13 protein-coding genes are annotated in these 15,074 nt (G+C 64.2%); 11 read left to right on the top strand and 2 right to left on the bottom strand.

Annotated elements, in window-relative coordinates; all coding sequences use genetic code 11:
* Positions 1 to 6: 6 nt before the first annotated feature.
* Genes ABZV44_RS34360 through ABZV44_RS34350 form a run of 3 tightly spaced genes read left to right on the top strand, consistent with a single transcriptional unit; the run spans position 7 to position 4,521 of the window.
* Positions 7 to 1,623 (top strand): AMP-binding protein, encoded by a 1,617-nt coding sequence (locus ABZV44_RS34360; protein WP_354845744.1) that lies wholly within the window; start codon positions 7 to 9, stop codon positions 1,621 to 1,623.
* Positions 1,620 to 2,111, top strand: a complete 492-nt coding sequence (locus ABZV44_RS34355) for a thioesterase family protein (protein WP_354845742.1) — start codon at positions 1,620 to 1,622, stop codon at positions 2,109 to 2,111. The genes ABZV44_RS34360 and ABZV44_RS34355 overlap by 4 nt, the downstream gene beginning before the upstream one ends.
* 7 nt (positions 2,112 to 2,118) lie before the next feature.
* The gene (locus ABZV44_RS34350; RefSeq protein WP_354845740.1) at positions 2,119 to 4,521 is read left to right on the top strand and encodes a bifunctional salicylyl-CoA 5-hydroxylase/oxidoreductase; all 2,403 of its coding nucleotides are present in this window, start codon (positions 2,119 to 2,121) and stop codon (positions 4,519 to 4,521) included.
* A 70-nt stretch (positions 4,522 to 4,591) separates the two neighbouring features.
* Here the strand turns inward: ABZV44_RS34350 and ABZV44_RS34345 are convergent, their stop codons facing one another.
* On the bottom strand, positions 4,592 to 5,590 hold the full coding sequence (locus tag ABZV44_RS34345; RefSeq protein ID WP_354845738.1) for an AraC family transcriptional regulator: 999 nt from the start codon (positions 5,588 to 5,590) through the stop codon (positions 4,592 to 4,594).
* A gap of 211 nt (positions 5,591 to 5,801) precedes the next feature.
* On the opposite strand from ABZV44_RS34345, the gene ABZV44_RS34340 reads away from it, so the two are divergent.
* The 5 genes from ABZV44_RS34340 to ABZV44_RS34320 all read left to right on the top strand — a co-directional run bounded on the left by ABZV44_RS34340 (position 5,802) and on the right by ABZV44_RS34320 (position 11,558).
* Positions 5,802 to 6,611 (top strand): SDR family oxidoreductase, encoded by an 810-nt coding sequence (locus ABZV44_RS34340; protein ID WP_354845735.1) that lies wholly within the window; start codon positions 5,802 to 5,804, stop codon positions 6,609 to 6,611.
* Positions 6,612 to 6,638: 27 nt separating this feature from the next.
* Positions 6,639 to 7,868: a styrene monooxygenase/indole monooxygenase family protein gene (locus ABZV44_RS34335; protein WP_354845732.1), complete on the top strand. Its 1,230-nt coding sequence runs from the start codon at positions 6,639 to 6,641 to the stop codon at positions 7,866 to 7,868.
* Complete coding sequence (locus ABZV44_RS34330) at positions 7,865 to 9,580, top strand: flavin reductase (RefSeq protein ID WP_354845729.1); 1,716 nt, start codon at positions 7,865 to 7,867, stop codon at positions 9,578 to 9,580. Before ABZV44_RS34335 ends, ABZV44_RS34330 begins: the two co-directional genes overlap by 4 nt.
* Before the next feature lie 164 nt (positions 9,581 to 9,744).
* A complete protein-coding gene (locus tag ABZV44_RS34325) occupies positions 9,745 to 10,650 on the top strand; it encodes an acyl-CoA thioesterase domain-containing protein (protein ID WP_354845726.1) in 906 nt (301 codons plus the stop codon).
* An 83-nt stretch (positions 10,651 to 10,733) separates the two neighbouring features.
* Positions 10,734 to 11,558 carry a PaaX family transcriptional regulator C-terminal domain-containing protein gene (locus ABZV44_RS34320; RefSeq protein ID WP_354845724.1) on the top strand — a complete coding sequence of 275 codons (825 nt, stop codon included), beginning with the start codon at positions 10,734 to 10,736 and terminating at the stop codon, positions 11,556 to 11,558.
* A gap of 397 nt (positions 11,559 to 11,955) precedes the next feature.
* Here ABZV44_RS34320 and ABZV44_RS34315 read toward each other — a convergent pair whose 3' ends face one another.
* The gene (locus ABZV44_RS34315; RefSeq protein WP_354845721.1) at positions 11,956 to 12,543 is read right to left on the bottom strand and encodes a TetR family transcriptional regulator; all 588 of its coding nucleotides are present in this window, start codon (positions 12,541 to 12,543) and stop codon (positions 11,956 to 11,958) included.
* A 107-nt stretch (positions 12,544 to 12,650) separates the two neighbouring features.
* Between ABZV44_RS34315 and ABZV44_RS34310 the strand changes: the two genes are divergently transcribed.
* Genes ABZV44_RS34310 through ABZV44_RS34300 form a run of 3 tightly spaced genes read left to right on the top strand, consistent with a single transcriptional unit; the run spans position 12,651 to position 15,001 of the window.
* Positions 12,651 to 13,796, top strand: coding sequence for an FAD-dependent monooxygenase (locus ABZV44_RS34310; protein ID WP_354845719.1), 1,146 nt, complete (start codon positions 12,651 to 12,653; stop codon positions 13,794 to 13,796).
* A gap of 16 nt (positions 13,797 to 13,812) precedes the next feature.
* Positions 13,813 to 14,481 (top strand): MBL fold metallo-hydrolase, encoded by a 669-nt coding sequence (locus ABZV44_RS34305; protein ID WP_354845717.1) that lies wholly within the window; start codon positions 13,813 to 13,815, stop codon positions 14,479 to 14,481.
* Positions 14,482 to 14,512: 31 nt separating this feature from the next.
* Complete coding sequence (locus ABZV44_RS34300; RefSeq protein ID WP_354845714.1) at positions 14,513 to 15,001, top strand: ester cyclase; 489 nt, start codon at positions 14,513 to 14,515, stop codon at positions 14,999 to 15,001.
* The last annotated feature ends 73 nt before the right edge of the window (positions 15,002 to 15,074 follow it).

The following is a 15,074-nucleotide window of genomic DNA, read 5'->3' as shown; positions in this document are numbered from 1 at the left end:
CCGGGCATGATGCTCACACCCTCCGCCCACAAAGACACCTTCTGCCGGGACAATCTCCCGCCCGAAGCCGACTGGCCCGATCTGGTCTTCGACCTGGCAGGGTTGAACTACCCCGATCGACTCAACTGCGCGAGCGCCTTGCTCGATGCGACGGTAGCGGTCCATGGCCGGGCCAGGCCCTGCCTGCACACCGAGTCCGAAACGTGGACCTACGGCGATCTTCTCGATCGTGCGAACCAGATTGCGCATGTGCTGACCGACGACTACGGCCTGGTTCCCGGGAACCGTGTGCTGTTGCGCGCCCCCAATACCCCGTGGCTGGTTGCCTGCTGGTTCGGTGTCGTCAAGGCGGGTGGGGTGGTGGTGACCACCATGCCCCTGCTGCGTGCTCCCGAGCTGACCAAACTGATCGAGCTGACCCGCCCGGCGCTGGCTCTCTGTGATCACCGGCTCCTCGACGAACTGTCCGCGGCCGACACGGCCTTGCCTATCGCCTCGGTCGGCGGGCCGGGCGACGATGACCTGATCCGCAGGGCGGCAGCGAAACCGGTCGCCTACACCGATGTGCGGACCGGTGCCGACGACGTGGTGCTGCTCGCGCCGACCTCGGGTACGACCGGAATGCCGAAGGTCGCCATGCACTTCCACCGCGACGTGCTGGCCATTGCGGACACCTTCTCCGCACATGTGCTGCGACCGCACGGCGCTGATGTCTTCATCGGGACACCGCCCTTGGCATTCACGTTCGGCCTCGGTGGGCTGGTGACGTTCCCGCTATCTGTCGGAGCGTCGGTCGTGCTGCTGGAGAGGCCCGATCCGGATGCGCTCGTCGCCGCGATCGAGAAGTTCTCGGTGACAGTGCTTTTCACTGCGCCGACCGCCTACAAGTCTTTGATCAAGCGCGACGATCCGGAGCGCCTGAAATCCCTGCGCCGGTGCGTTTCGGCCGGTGAACATCTGCCCGAAGCCGTTTTCGACCGGTTTCACGAACGGACCGGGCTGCAGATCATCAATGGTCTCGGCGGCACCGAGCTGCTCCATGTCTTCATCTCGGCGGCTGACGACGACATCCGCGCCGGCTCCACCGGTAGGGTCGTGCCCGGATTTCGCGCCGAGATCCAGGACGACGATGGCAATCCGGTGCCGGATGGCACTCCCGGCCGGCTGGCGGTACAGGGACCAACCGGGTGTCGGTATCTGGCCGATTCCCGTCAGCGTCAGTATGTGCGCAATGGCTGGAATATGACCGGCGACACCTACACTCGCGACGCCGACGGCTACTTCTGGTACCACGCCCGCAGCGACGACATGATCGTCTCGGCCGGGTACAACATCGGTGCACCGGAGGTCGAGGCAGTCCTCGACCAGCACCCGGATGTGGTCGAGAGTGCTGTGATCGGTGTTCCCGATGAGGACCGCGGCATGATCGTACACGCGGCGGTGGTGCTCCGGCCGGGCGTCGCGGGCGACGCGGCGAAGGCCCGGGAGCTCCAGGACTTCGCCAAAAGCACTGCGGCACCGTACAAGTACCCGCGCAGTATCGAATTCGTCGACAGTCTGCCCCGCAATCCCAGCGGCAAGCTACAGCGGTTCAAGGTACGCGAGAACTGGGGGACGCGATGACCGACATCGTGATCGAGCGTGTCGTGGACTGGCAGGACACCGATGCGGCCGGGCACTACCACCACAGTACGGTCGTGCGCTGGGTGGAGGCGGCCGAAGCCGCACTGCTCGACCGCATCGGGCTGCGCTGGTTGTTCGGCCGTATTCCACGAGTGCGATACGAAGTCGACTACCTGGAGCGCCTCTGGTTCGGCGATACCGCATCCATCAGCCTGTCGGTGGGCAATGTGGGCCGATCCTCGCTCCGGTACGACTTCATCATCACCAGGATCCCCGCGGTGACCCAGCCGTCACTGCCCGAACCGTCGACGATCGCGGCCCGCGGCGTCCTGACAGCCGCCCATGTGCCCAACGCCGACCGGGGCTCGATGCCATGGCCCGACAACATTGCCGCGGCCTTACGCGGCGCCCCGCTGCCCGACTTCGGCTCGGCCGAGTCCAACCGGCAGCCACCTGAATTCGAACCGACTTCGACCCGAAGACTGTGAGGCTTTCATGCGTATCGCCGTGATCGGCGGAGGGCCCGCGGGGCTGTACTTCTCCGCCTTGATGAAACAACTCGACCCCACCCACGACATCACCATCTGGGAGCGCAATGCTCCCGACGACACCTTCGGTTTCGGTGTGGTGTTCTCCGATGAGACCCTCGGTGGCATCGAGCATGCCGACGAGGAGATCTATCGTGCGATGAGCGAGCAGTTCGCCCGCTGGAGCGACATCGATATCCACTACCGGGGTGAGGTCCGCACCTCCGGCGGCCAGGGGTTCGCGGCGATGAGCCGCAAGGAGTTGCTGCGCATCTTGCAGCGGCGATGCGCCGATCTGGGTGTCACCATCCATTTCCGCACGCTCGCGCCGGATGTGCAGGAGCTGTCCGCCACCCATGATCTGGTGCTTGCGGCCGATGGTCTCAACTCCGTGGTGCGGACCCGTTTCGCGGATGTGTTCGGCCCGGATCTGGATCGGCGGCACAACAAGTACATGTGGCTGGGCACCGACCGGGTGTTCGAGGCATTCGAATTCTTCATCAAGCACACCCCGTACGGGGTCATGCAGGTACACGGCTATCCGTTCAGCGCCGAGCAGAGCACATTCATCGTGGAGATGCACGAATCCGTATGGCGGAAAGCCGGTTTCGATGTGTTCGCCGAGCGCGCGTTCTTGCCCGGCGAGAACGACGAGAAGTCCATCACGCTACTGGCGGAGATCCTGGCCGACGAGTTGGACGGCCACGGTCTGCAGGCCAACAACTCGCGGTGGATCGATTTCACCACGGTCCGCAACCGGACGTGGCGGCACGGCAATGTCGTGCTGATGGGCGATGCCGCGCATACCGCACACTTCTCCATCGGCTCGGGCACGAAACTGGCCATGGAAGATGCCCTCGCGCTCGCCGCCTGTCTGCACGAAAACGACTCCGTCGCAACTGGCCTGGAAAAGTACGAGCAGGAACGACGGCCCGTCGTGGAGTCCATTCAACGGGCAGCCCAGGCCAGCCTGGAGTGGTTCGAAGCGATCGGCAACTACACCGATCAAGCGCCGGATCAGTTCGCTTTCAATCTTCTCACGCGCAGTCGCCGCATCACCTACGACAACCTGCGGCTGCGTGACAACGGATTCGTGAACCGGATCGACGGGTGGTACCTCTCGATCCAGGACGATACGCCGCAGAACGCCACGGTGATCGGCGACGAAACACGTCCGCCCATGTTCTATCCCTTGCGGCTCAAGGGAATCGAGCTACCCAACCGGATCCTTGTCTCGCCGATGGACATGTATTCCGCCGTCGACGGCGTGCCCACCGATTTCCACCTGGTGCATCTGGGCAGCAAGGCGCTCGGCGGCGCCGGGCTGGTCATGACCGAGATGGTGTGTGTGTCGCCCGAGGGGCGCATCACGCCCGGTTGTGCGGGGCTGTACACCACCGAACAAGAGCGGGCGTGGGCCCGGATCGTGGATTTCGTGCATGCCAATTCCCGATCGAAGATTGGTGTGCAACTGGGTCATTCCGGCCGCAAGGGCGCCACCAAGGTCATGTGGGAGGGCATCGACGACCCGCTGGACTCCGGCGGCTGGGACACCGTCGCCCCGTCGGCCATCCCGTACGGACCCGACAGTCGCACCCCGCGCGAGATCACGTGCGCGGAGATGGACGAGATCACCGAACAGTTCGCCCGGTCGGGCCAGGCGGCCGCTCGCGCCGGGTTCGATCTGCTCGAACTGCACTGTGCGCATGGATATCTGCTGTCTTCTTTCCTCTCCGCGCTGGCCAATCAGCGCACCGACGATTTCGGCGGCTCACTCGAGAACCGTTTACGCTTCCCGCTGCGCGTCTTCGACGCGATCCGAGCGGTGTGGCCCGCGGATCGGCCACTGTCGGTCCGCATTTCGGCCACCGACTGGGCGGAGGGGGGCAACACCGTCGACGACGCGGTCGAGATCGCTCGTGCGTTCGCCGAACACGGAGCCGATGTGCTGCATGTGTCCTCCGGCCAGGTGGTCAAGCATGAGAAGCCTGCGTTCGGGCGCAGTTATCAGACGCCGTTCGCGGACCGGATCCGGCAGGAGGTCGGTGTGCCCCACGGCATCTCGGTGGTGGCGGTGGGTGCCATCTCCTCCTACGACGACGTCAATTCGGTCCTGCTCGCCGGGCGTGCGGACCTGGTGGCGATCGGCCGTGCTCACCTGTGGGATCCGCAGTGGACACTGCACGCCGCGGTGGACCAGCAGTATGTCGGCGAGGCAGCGGAATGGCCCGCGCCCTTCCGCGCCGGCAACCGCCAACCGCCCAGCGGCCGCACCGATGGTCCGCCCCCTCGTCTTCAGTTGATCCGCGCTGCTGAAGGGGCAACGACCCTCCGGCGCCGCTGGCAGCCGGACGTCGGTGTGAGTCGCTGAGGACTTTCACGCAGGATCTGTCTACGTCCCCCGCCCGGCTACGGGCGGGGGATTTGCCTCGAGGTGTGGGCTATTTCCGGACGGTGCGGTCACGTTCCAGTCGAAGCGTCTGCGACGGTGATTCGCCATAGCGATCGCGGTAGAGGATCGAGAAACGGCCCGGGTGCAGGAATCCCCACCGCATCGCGATATCGGTCACCGTGGCGGTTGTCGGATCGGCCGCCAGCAGGTCGGTCCGCACGCGCCGCAGTCGTACATCGCGCAGGTATGCCATCGGTGTCGTGTCGTAGTAGCGGCGGAAGCCGTCCTGGAGCGTGCGTGTGCTCACGCCGATTGCCTCGGCGATGTCGTCGATGGTGAGGGGTTCATGGGCGTGGGCTTCGATGAGGTCCGCGGCCTGCGCGATGGGCCGGGCCACGGTCGGCTGTGGTCGCCGGTCGAGCTCGTCGCGGTAGTTGTGCGGCTGGCCGAGCAGCAGCTGGCTGACGAGGAGCCCTTCGAATTCCCGGACAGGTATGGACTCCGGGATCTCGGCCGAGCCGACGGCATCGGTCAACAGCTCGAGCAGCCCGCTCCAGGTGCGGCCGGCCGGGGTCGTGAGATCCATCCGCGGGGTGAATGCGAGGGGCGTGGTCGGTTCCCTTCCGAGCTTCTTGCGCAGCACGTCGTGAACCGATGCGCGATCCAAGCGCAGCAGCAGTTGCCGATTCGCCCCTTCCCACGACATCGATACCCGCGGTCCGGGTTCGAGTACCGAGGCCACTTCCGATGTGGAGGTGAAACTTTCGGCTCCAACGGTGATCGTGGCGCGACCGACGAGCGGGACCTGGACGAGGTAGAAGTCGTCGAGGTCGCGCGGGTCGATGCGCACATCGGTGCCGTACTCCAGGTAGTACACGCCCACGCTGTTCCAGCGCAGGCCGTTGAAGTGTGCGTCGAGTCCGGTACTGCGGCTCAGCGGTGACAGCCGGTGGTCGCAAAAGGCCTGGCCGACGGTGTCGCGTACGACGTCAGGGTCGCTGGAGACCGCTAGGCGGTATCGGCTGAGCGGGCGCTCATCATCGTTCATGCTTCCTCCAGGCGGCACACGCGCACATATCGTCTTGTTGACCATCGTCATGATTGCGCGTTATCAGTTTGTGCTATTCCAGCGTCATGCGTGTCGAGAACCGGTGGATCGACGCTGTGCGGACAAGCTCCGCGTTTGCGGGATAGCCGACGATCCAGCCGCTCCTTACCGTGACTCGGGTCACATTAGCGGGTGTTGTTCGGAGGGCCGCATGTCAACCTCAATCTCACTGTCCACGAAAACGGCGATCGTCACAGGTGGCGCCACCCTGTTCGGGACCGGTGTCGTCGCCGAGCTCGTCGCCGCGGGCGCGCAGGTGGTGATAGCCGATATCGACGAGGTGGGCGGCGCTGCGGTTGCCGAGAAGTTCGACCGGGCCGCGTTCGTCCGGACCGACATCACCAGCGATGAGTCCATCCGGCGTTGCGTCAGCGCGACGGTCGAGAGGTTCGGATCGCTCGATGTCCTGGTCAATCTGGCCTGCTCGTACGGAGACGATGGCGCCGACACCGACCGGGCGACCTGGTTGCGGACCCTGGACGTCAATGTGGTCAGCGCGGTGCTGTTCGCTGCCACCGCCCGTCCCCACCTGGCGCGGAGTCGCGGAGCGATCGTCAACCTGAGCTCGATTTCGGCGAAGGTCGCGCAGGCCGGTCGGTGGGTGTACCCGGCAAGCAAGGCCGCTATCGCCCAGGTCACCCGCAACATGGCGTTGGATTACGCCGCTGACGGTATCCGGGTCAATTCGGTGAGCCCGGGCTGGACCTGGTCGAAGATCATGGACGAGCTCTCCGCCGGCGACCGCGCGCACACCGACTCCGTCGCGGCGCCCTTCCACGTGCTCGCCCGTACCGGCGACCCATCCGAGGTGGGTCGTGTGATCGCCTTTCTTGCCTCCGAAGCGGCGTCGTTCGTCACCGGCGCCGATTGGGCCGTCGACGGCGGCTACTCCGCTCTCGGCCCGGAGCAGACCGCGAGTGCCATCCCGCGGCTCGCCGCCGAGAGCGCTCCGGCGCACTGACCCGAACCCGAAAATCAAAGGAACACAATGCGTACCATCACCATCATCGGTGCCGGTCAGTCCGGCCTGCAGCTCGGCATGGGTCTGCTGGATGCCGGATACGACGTCCGGATCGTGTCGAACCGCACCCCCGAAGAGATCTTCACCGGCCGGGTGACCTCCAGCCAGTGCATGTTCGGCAGCTCGCTGGCCCGAGAACATGCGCTCCGTCTGGATTTCTGGGCCGAGGGATGTCCGGATGTGGACGGCATCGCGTTCACCGTTCCCGACGACAAAGGGGGTAAGGCGATCTCCTGGGCTTCCCGGCTGGACCTTCCGGCGCAATCTGTCGACCAGCGGGTGAAGATGCCACGCTGGATGGGCGAATTCGAAGACCGCGGTGGTCAGCTCGACATCCACGATGCCGGCCTCGACGACCTCGAGAGATATGCGCGCGAGTCCGACCTGGTGCTGGTGGCGGCGGGCAAGGGTGACATTGCCAAGATGTTCGAACGTGACTCGGCCCGTTCGACATTCGACCGACCGCAACGGGCGTTGTCGCTCACGTACGTGACCGGCATGGCACCCCGCGAACCGTATTCGGCGGTGTCGTTCAATATGGTTCCCGGAATCGGCGAGTACTTCGTATTTCCGGCGCTGACCACGACCGGGCCGTGCGAGATCATGGTCATCGAGGGTGTGCCCGGCGGTCCGATGGACTGCTTCGGTGGTGTCACCGACCCGCACCAGCACCTCGAGACCGCGAAGAAGATCGTCGACACCTATCTGCCGTGGGAGGCCGAACGTTGCCGCGACCTCGAGCTCACCGACGACCTCGGCGTGCTCACCGGTCGCTTCCCACCCACCGTGCGCCGGCCGATCGGGGTGCTTCCTTCGGGAGCTCCCGTGCTGGGCATGGCCGACGTCGTCGTGCTCAATGACCCCATCACGGGGCAGGGATCCAACAACGCCGCCAAATGTGCCGCCTCCTATCTGGCGAGCATCCTCGAGCACGACGAGCGCCCCTTCGACCGGCAGTTCATGCACGACACGTTCGAAAGGTATTGGGACTACGCGAAGTACGTGGTGGCCTGGACCAACGGGCTACTGGTTCCCCCACCCGAACACGCGCTGGCGATGTTGGGCGCGGCCGGAACGAGTCCGCGTATCGCTCGTCGCTTCGCGAACGGTTTCGACGACCCGCGGGACTTCTTCCACTGGTTCATGGACCCCGACAGCGCGCGGTCGTACCTCGACGACCTCGCCCCGGCAGCATGAACGCCCGGGAACCCCACCGTATCGCCATCATCGGGGCAGGACAGGCCGGAGCCCTGCTGGCGTTGGGGCTGCGGCGCCACGGCTGCACGGTGACCTTGATCGGCGACCGCCACCCCGACGAGGTCCGGACCGGTTCGGTGCTGTCTAGTCAATGCCTGTTCGGGTCGGCCCTACGGGTCCTGAGCCGTATCGTCGACGTCGAGGAAGATGCCCCCGCTATCGACCGTCTTGCACTGAGCATCGACGGTGTGGGGGAAGTGGTTTCGGCGTTCGAGACGCCTGCGTACTCGATCGACCAGCGTGTGGCCTGCGCCGCCTTGATCGAGGCGTTCATCGCCGAGGGCGGGAGCTTCCACGTCGAGGACGTCACCGTGGAACGTCTGGATTCCCTTGCGGCACACCATAGTCTGACCATCGTGGCGACCGGCGCCGGAGACCTGGGCCGGATGTTCGTCCGCGATCGGGTACGGTCGCCGTACGACCGTCCGAAGCGGGCGCTGGCCGTGGCGTACGTGCGCGGACTGCTGCCCGACGACTCCGGCGCCGACCTCACCATCTCGGTGATGCCGGGGGCAGGGGAAGTGATCACGCTGCCCGCGCTCACCACCTCCGGCCCGTGCTCGATCCTGGTCGTCGAAGCGATCCCGGGCGGACCGATCGATCGCTTCGACAACGTGAAGACGCCGGAGGAGCATCTGCGACGATGCGTGGAGGTCCTCGACGACGCGTTTCCGAAGATCGCGGCCCGAGCCCGCGACATCGAGCTGACCGATGACGGCGGTGTGCTGCGCGGCCGGTTGACGCCCACGGTGCGCCGGCCGGTGGCCTTCACCGCGTCCGGACATCCGGTGCTGGGCCTGGCCGACGCGGTGGTGCTCAATGATCCGCTGACCGCGCAGGGCGCGAACAACGCGGTCCATGCGGCAGGTATCTACCTCGATGCGGTACTACGGCACGGCGCGAAGGCGTTCGACACCGAGTGGATGCACGAGGTATTCGAATCCTTCTGGCGCAACTGGGGGCGGTGGTCCGTGGCGTGGACCAACCGCATGCTCACCGAGATCCCCGAGCATGTACTGGATTTCGTGCGGATCGCCGCGGACGAGCCGGCGGTGGCCGGGCTGTTCGCGGCTGGATTCGACGACCCGAGCGCCGTGCACGACTGGTGGTTCGACCGGTCCGACGCCGAGCGCGTGCTCGATGTGGTCCGGTCCGAATCGACTGCGGTCGACCCGCGGGCCTTGCGAAATGCCCTCGGGCTGTACGCGACCGGTGTCACGGTCGTGACCGCACGCGCACCCGACGGCCGCAAGGTCGGGGTGACCGCCAACTCGTTCACCTCGGTCTCGCTGGATCCACCGCTGGTCGCCTGGTGCCCGGCCAAGAAGGCGCCGAGTCTGCCCGACCTTGTCGCGGCGTCTCATTTCGCCGTGAACGTGCTCGCCGTCGACCAGCACGAACTCTCCCGGCAGTTCGCCACGCCCGCGCCGGACAAGTTCGCCGGTGTGGCCCACCACGACGGCATCGCGGGAGTTCCATTGCTGGACAACAGCATCGCCCGCTTCCAGTGCCGGACCGTACAGCGGGTGGAAGCCGGTGATCATGTCATTTTCATCGGCGAGGTCGAGCAGTTCGACACCGGTCATGGTCAGCCGCTGGTCTTCCACTCCGGTGGTTACCGAATCGCCGCCGATCATCCCGACTTCTCCTGAACGACAGGGGCGCTCATCCACCGATCGTCCGGGCGGCCGTGGTTGCCGTCGCGTGGCCACCACCTTGTCGCATAATGTAGATTGTTTGTGACGATCGAAATGTTGACTCTATATAACTGCTGCCGCAGTTCGTACTGCCGGCCACGCTCTGAACGGACGGATCGATGCAGACCGAAACCCCGACCACATCCGCGATCTTCACTGCGGCGGTCACGCTGACGCCGACCGAGCCGCAGCACTTCGATCTGGCCTTCGATGCCATCACGCAGCCATGTCCATGGCCCAAGGCGTACGGAGGCGATCTGGTGGCTCAGGCGGCGGCGTCGGCGATGCGATCCGTGACCGATGGCAAGACGCTGCATTCGATGCACAGTTACTTCCTCCGCCCTGCCGATATCGGGGCGGCAGTGCGCTACGAGGTCGAGTTGCTGCGAGATGGGCGCGGCTACAGCACCCGCCAGGTTCGGGGTTATCAGAACGACAGGCCGGTCTACGTCTGCCTGGCAAACTTCGCAGCTGGTGAATCCGGCGGCACCTTCGCCGGGCACATCGCGACTCCAGTCCCCGATCCGGACGAGTTGCCCAGCTCCGCGCGATATCTCGCCGACCGTCACGGCGGGACCATGACCGATGAGTCGAAAACCTACTGGTCCGAAGGCCGGAGCTTCGACATGCGCCACGTACCGGGCCCGGTATACCTGACGGTTGAAGGAAAGAAGGCACCGCACCAAGCGGTGTGGGTGAAACCATTCGACCCGCTTCGCCCGGTCGACGGCCTCACCGATACCCAGCGTGACCTCGCCGCCCTCGCCTACGTTTGTGACTACACCATCCTCGAACCCGTCCTGCGAGTGCTCGACCTGCCATGGGCCCGGCCCGGCCTGGTCACCGCCAGCCTCGACCACGCGATGTGGTTTCACCGCCCCGGCCGGGTCGGCGACTGGCTGCTCTACGTACAGGAAGCGGTCGCCGCTGACGCCGGGCGCGGCGTCGGAATCGGTCGCTTCTACGACCGCGACCAGCGTCACCTGGCAACTGTCTTGCAGGAGGGAATGATTCGCGCCTCGTGACCCGGGGGACGTATGGTGCAAATATGACGACAGGGCTGGAAGTGGTGCCGAATGTGCGCGGACGAGAAGCTCGCCTCGCTCAGTTGATCATCACCATCTTCGGTCTGTGCGCGCGTGCCGAAGGCAACTGGCTGTCCACGGCGTCGGTGATCGCGCTGATGGGAGATCTGGGAGTAGATGCCCAGGCGGTCCGATCCTCCATATCACGGCTCAAGCGACGCGGCGTACTACTGAGCGAGCAGAACGCCGGTGCGGTCGGATACTCCCTTTCGGAATCGACGCTGGAGGCGTTGGCCGAAGGCGATGTGAGAATCTTCCATCGCGCCAGGGCATCCGAGGAAGACGGTTGGATTCTGGTCGTTTTCTCTGTGCCCGAGTCGGAGCGCGAGAAACGCCACGCGCTCCGATCGAGCCTGACCCGGCTCGGCTTCGGCACCGCGGCACCGGGCGTCTGGGTCGGCCCCGGAACACTGGCCCGGGAGACCCGTCAGATGTTGGACCGTCGCGAGTTGTCCGGCTACGTCGACATGTTCACCGGCCGCCACCTCGGATTCGGTGACATGCGCGCGAAGGTGCGTCAATGGTGGAATCTGCCAGAGCTCACTCAGCTGTACACAGACTTCCTCCAGCGGTATCGGCCCGTCCTCTACCAGGTAACCGCGACGAATATCGCCCCGCAGGAAGCGTTCCAGCTCTACGTCCCGATACTGACCGAATGGCGCCGGCTGCCCTACCGTGACCCCGGTCTCCCATTGTCACTACTGCCCCCGGCATGGAACGGGGAGGCCGCCGGCACCTTGTTCGACGAACTGAACGAGGCCCTGGCCATACTCGCCCAGAAGCACGCGCTGGCCGTGATTCATGGGCAGCGCGCGAAGAGACGGGGCGCGGTGAGTAAGGAGCGCTGAGCCCCGACGCAGGTCCATCCGGATGTTGGGCTGCCGCGTCGCAACCGATCTCGACCGGCGTCGACTCCTGCTGGATCAGCTTTTGTCGATCGCCGCGCGCACGCCGCCGACGTAGGCGCCGTCGGCCCGGATGAGGCCGATGGTGTTGAACGGTTCCGGCGGCTGTCCCAGGGCCGGCCGGGCGTCGTCGCGGTCCTGGGGTGCTCGCGCCGGTGAGCACAATCAGCAGCAGGCCCACACTGTTGACGATGACATCGCGTTCTGTGGCCCGCCACTTTCTTCGCTGCATCGAAATCGGATGGCGCTGCGGCAATTTCGCCGGCGCGGATCGACTGCGAGTCGATGACCGCCGCGGTCGGATCGGATTCGCGTCCCGCGGCGCGACGACAGCAGTCTGCTACGGACGCCAGGTATTCAGCACGCGCTCCAGCCCATGGCGCAGGGGAGTCAGATCGTCGGGTGCGCGGGTGAATCGATCGAAGATCAGGCCGTCGAGCAGTGCGACGATAATGCGGGCGTCCTGATCGGGGTCGTCGGAACCGGCTGCAACGGCGATCGGCCTGACCGCACGCCACATCGCGGCAGCGCCGCTGCTGACGGCGGCTCGAACCGCAGGATTCCGGGTGCCTTCCAGTAGTACCTCGTACCTTGCGATTTGGTGGATCGGGTCACTTTCGATCCATTCGACGAGAGCCTGCTGAAGCAAGTCGTAGTCCGGCTCGGGTGAGCGGCGGGCCAGTACCAGCATCAGCTCGTGCATCAGGTCGGTCAGGCGCTTCTCGTCGAGTTCGGCGAGGCGCTCGACTGCGGCAACCACCAGATCGTTACGGGTACCGAAGTAGTAAGTGACAGCCCCATGCGGTACACCGGCGGTCTCCTGTACCGACCGGTGCGTGACCGCTGCGAGGCCCTTCGTGCCGATCACCTGAATTGCGGCGTCGAGCAGTCGGGCGCGGCGGTCGATGACATCTGAACTCTGTCGCATGAGGTCAGTATCCCATCCACTCTTGACAGCCCTAGTAAGTAGGTCTACAACTGTAGCAAGAACTGCTACGAGTGTAGTAAAGCAGGCTGGTTGCTGAAGGAGTATTGGTGGCGATACCACAGAGGATCTTGATTGTCGGTGGCGGGATTGCGGGATTGACGTTTGCTGCCGCTTTGAAGCGTCACGGCGCTTCCGCTGATGTAATCGACCTCGCGCCTGAATGGCGCCCGGTCGGCTCTGGAATTGCGATCGGATTCAACGGAGTTCTGGCGTTGAACTCCATTGGATTGGGGAATGCGGTCCAGGAGCGTGGGGTTCAGCTCAACAGCGTGACTCTCCTGGACTCGGATGGAAACCGCATGAACGGATTCCGGTTCGGCTCCGTGGCGGATGTCTATGGAACGTCGACCACCGGGATACACCGCGGGGCTCTGCACGACGTCCTCGCCGGCTCGCTCGAGAATAGTCCGCGACTCGGGATCACTGTGACCGCATTGAGGGAGCTCGCCGAGGGTGTTGTCGCGGAATTCAGCGACGGGACCAGCGCGGAGTACGACCTCGTCGTCGGCGCCGACGGGCGGAATTCAAAGGTCAGGAAACTGGTCTTCGGAGAGGTTGATCGCCATTATGCGGGCTACTGCGCGATTCGGGTGGTTATCCCGCGACCGCAGGGGTTCGAAGGTATGTGCGAACTCTGGGGTAGTGGTCGGAGAATGGGGATACTTCCAATCGGTGAAGATCTCCTGTATTCGTACTCTACTTTTCTTTCCGCTCGCGGCGCTGTGCGGGATCCGTCCGAGAACATGAATCTCCTGCGTGAACTGTTCGGCGATTTCAAGGGACCGGCCAGGTATATCGTGGATTCGAATCCGGATGAGGATGCGATTCATTACGGCGATATCGAGCAGGTAGTCCTGCCCAAATGGATCTCGAGGCGAGTAGTTCTGATCGGGGACGCAGCGCACGCCATGACCCCCGACCTCGGGCAGGGCGGTTCCATGGCGATCGAGGATGCGATCACACTGGCTCGAATCCTGGTCAACTCGACCGAAATTCCGGACGCGTTGCATCGCTTCCAAACCAGCAGGTACAAACGAGTCCGGGATATGCAGCGTAAATCTCGTCAGTACGGATGGATGGTTCACAGGCGCACTGCACCTGCTCTTGCCATTCGTCGACGTGTTGTCGAGAGGTTTGAATCGGATCATCTCGCGCGCACCACGGTTGCCAGCTTGATAAATCCAGTAGCCTGAACACTTAGGAACGGCGATGATCATCGAACTGGCCGAGGATGTATACCAGATTTGCGGGTATCCGAGGCACTCTATCAACTCCTACGTAATCGACGGCATTCTCGTCGATGCCGGAACCAGGTTCAGCGGCCGACGCATACTACGTGACATAGCGCGTTTTGATATTCGGGCGCATGCGGTAACGCATGCGCATCCCGATCACTTCGGGGCGAGCAGGCGAATTTGCGAGGAATTGGGAATCCCTTTATGGGTCGGTCATGCTGATGCTGCAGCGGTCGAGACGCTCGGGCTGATGTACGACCGATTTCCGGATCATCCTGCTCCCAGGATATTGAGCCACCTCCAGGGCGGTCCGCCGGCGGCGGTCGACAGGCGGCTTCGTGAGGGTGATCGGGTCGGGAGTTTCGAAGTCCTCGAAGTTCCTGGACACACGGTTGGCCACTTGGCGTTCTGGCGCGAGTCGGACCGAACTCTTCTGCTCGGCGATGTTGCGAGCGGCCACCATCCGTTCACGGGAGTCCGCGGATTGCGGGAACCGTTCGAGTTCTTGACGGCGGATCCTCGGGGCAATCGCAAATCCATTGCCAGGCTGGCCGGGCTCGGTCCGGAGTTGGTCTGCTTCGGGCACGGGCCGGCATTGCGTGATGCCGACAGGTTTGCCGATTTTGCGGCTGCCCTCCAATAACCGGAAAGAATCATTCGCAGGGAAGGAAGTTGTGACGTTGGATATCCAAGATATCAACAAGGATGTGGTGGTGCGCCTCATGGAGGCATTCTCTGTGGCAAACCACGGATTGCTCGACTCCCTCATGTCCGACGACTATATTCAGCATAATCCGACGCCCAACGGCCGTGAGCCGGTCAAGCGCATGGCGGACATCCTCCAGATTGCATTTCCCGATGGGCGGATGGTGATCAACGATATTGTTGCCGAGGGCGATAAGGTTGTCGCCAGAATTTCGATGACAGGTACGCACACCGGGCCACTCATCGGTATAGCTCCGACCGGCAAGCACGTCGAAATGACTTCGATTGATATTTGGCGGATCAAGGACGGAATCTGTGTAGAACACTGGGACGAGATCGACCGGGTAGGTCTGCTCCGTCAGATCGGTCTGAAAGCGATTCTTCGTGCACTCTTGAAGAGCAGCAGCCGTCGCCAGATACTCTCTTTCGCGCGTGAGCAAGGGATCATGCGGCGCTGAAAGGGGGGCTCGATCGGCGCGCTGATCGTCACGACTTGACATTCCGATGCGCGGAAGGCTCTCGCGCTCATTC

Source organism: Nocardia sp. NPDC004860, assembly GCF_040609015.1.
In the GTDB taxonomy this organism is placed as follows: Bacteria; Actinomycetota; Actinomycetes; order Mycobacteriales; family Mycobacteriaceae; genus Nocardia.
This window is presented reverse-complemented; position numbering and strand designations above follow the sequence as displayed.

Bases quoted from the DNA above. Each gene is read 5' to 3' on its own strand.
- ABZV44_RS34335 (WP_354845732.1), top strand. From the start codon at position 6,639: ATGCGTACCATCACCATCATCGGTGCCGGTCAGTCCGGCCTGCAGCTC.
- ABZV44_RS34355 (WP_354845742.1), top strand. From the start codon at position 1,620: ATGACCGACATCGTGATCGAGCGTGTCGTGGACTGGCAGGACACCGAT.
- ABZV44_RS34305 (WP_354845717.1), top strand. From the start codon at position 13,813: ATGATCATCGAACTGGCCGAGGATGTATACCAGATTTGCGGGTATCCG.
- ABZV44_RS34330 (WP_354845729.1), top strand. From the start codon at position 7,865: ATGAACGCCCGGGAACCCCACCGTATCGCCATCATCGGGGCAGGACAG.
- ABZV44_RS34340 (WP_354845735.1), top strand. From the start codon at position 5,802: ATGTCAACCTCAATCTCACTGTCCACGAAAACGGCGATCGTCACAGGT.
- ABZV44_RS34345 (WP_354845738.1), bottom strand. From the start codon at position 5,590: ATGAACGATGATGAGCGCCCGCTCAGCCGATACCGCCTAGCGGTCTCC.
- ABZV44_RS34325 (WP_354845726.1), top strand. From the start codon at position 9,745: ATGCAGACCGAAACCCCGACCACATCCGCGATCTTCACTGCGGCGGTC.
- ABZV44_RS34360 (WP_354845744.1), top strand. From the start codon at position 7: ATGATGCTCACACCCTCCGCCCACAAAGACACCTTCTGCCGGGACAAT.
- ABZV44_RS34315 (WP_354845721.1), bottom strand. From the start codon at position 12,543: ATGCGACAGAGTTCAGATGTCATCGACCGCCGCGCCCGACTGCTCGAC.
- ABZV44_RS34350 (WP_354845740.1), top strand. From the start codon at position 2,119: ATGCGTATCGCCGTGATCGGCGGAGGGCCCGCGGGGCTGTACTTCTCC.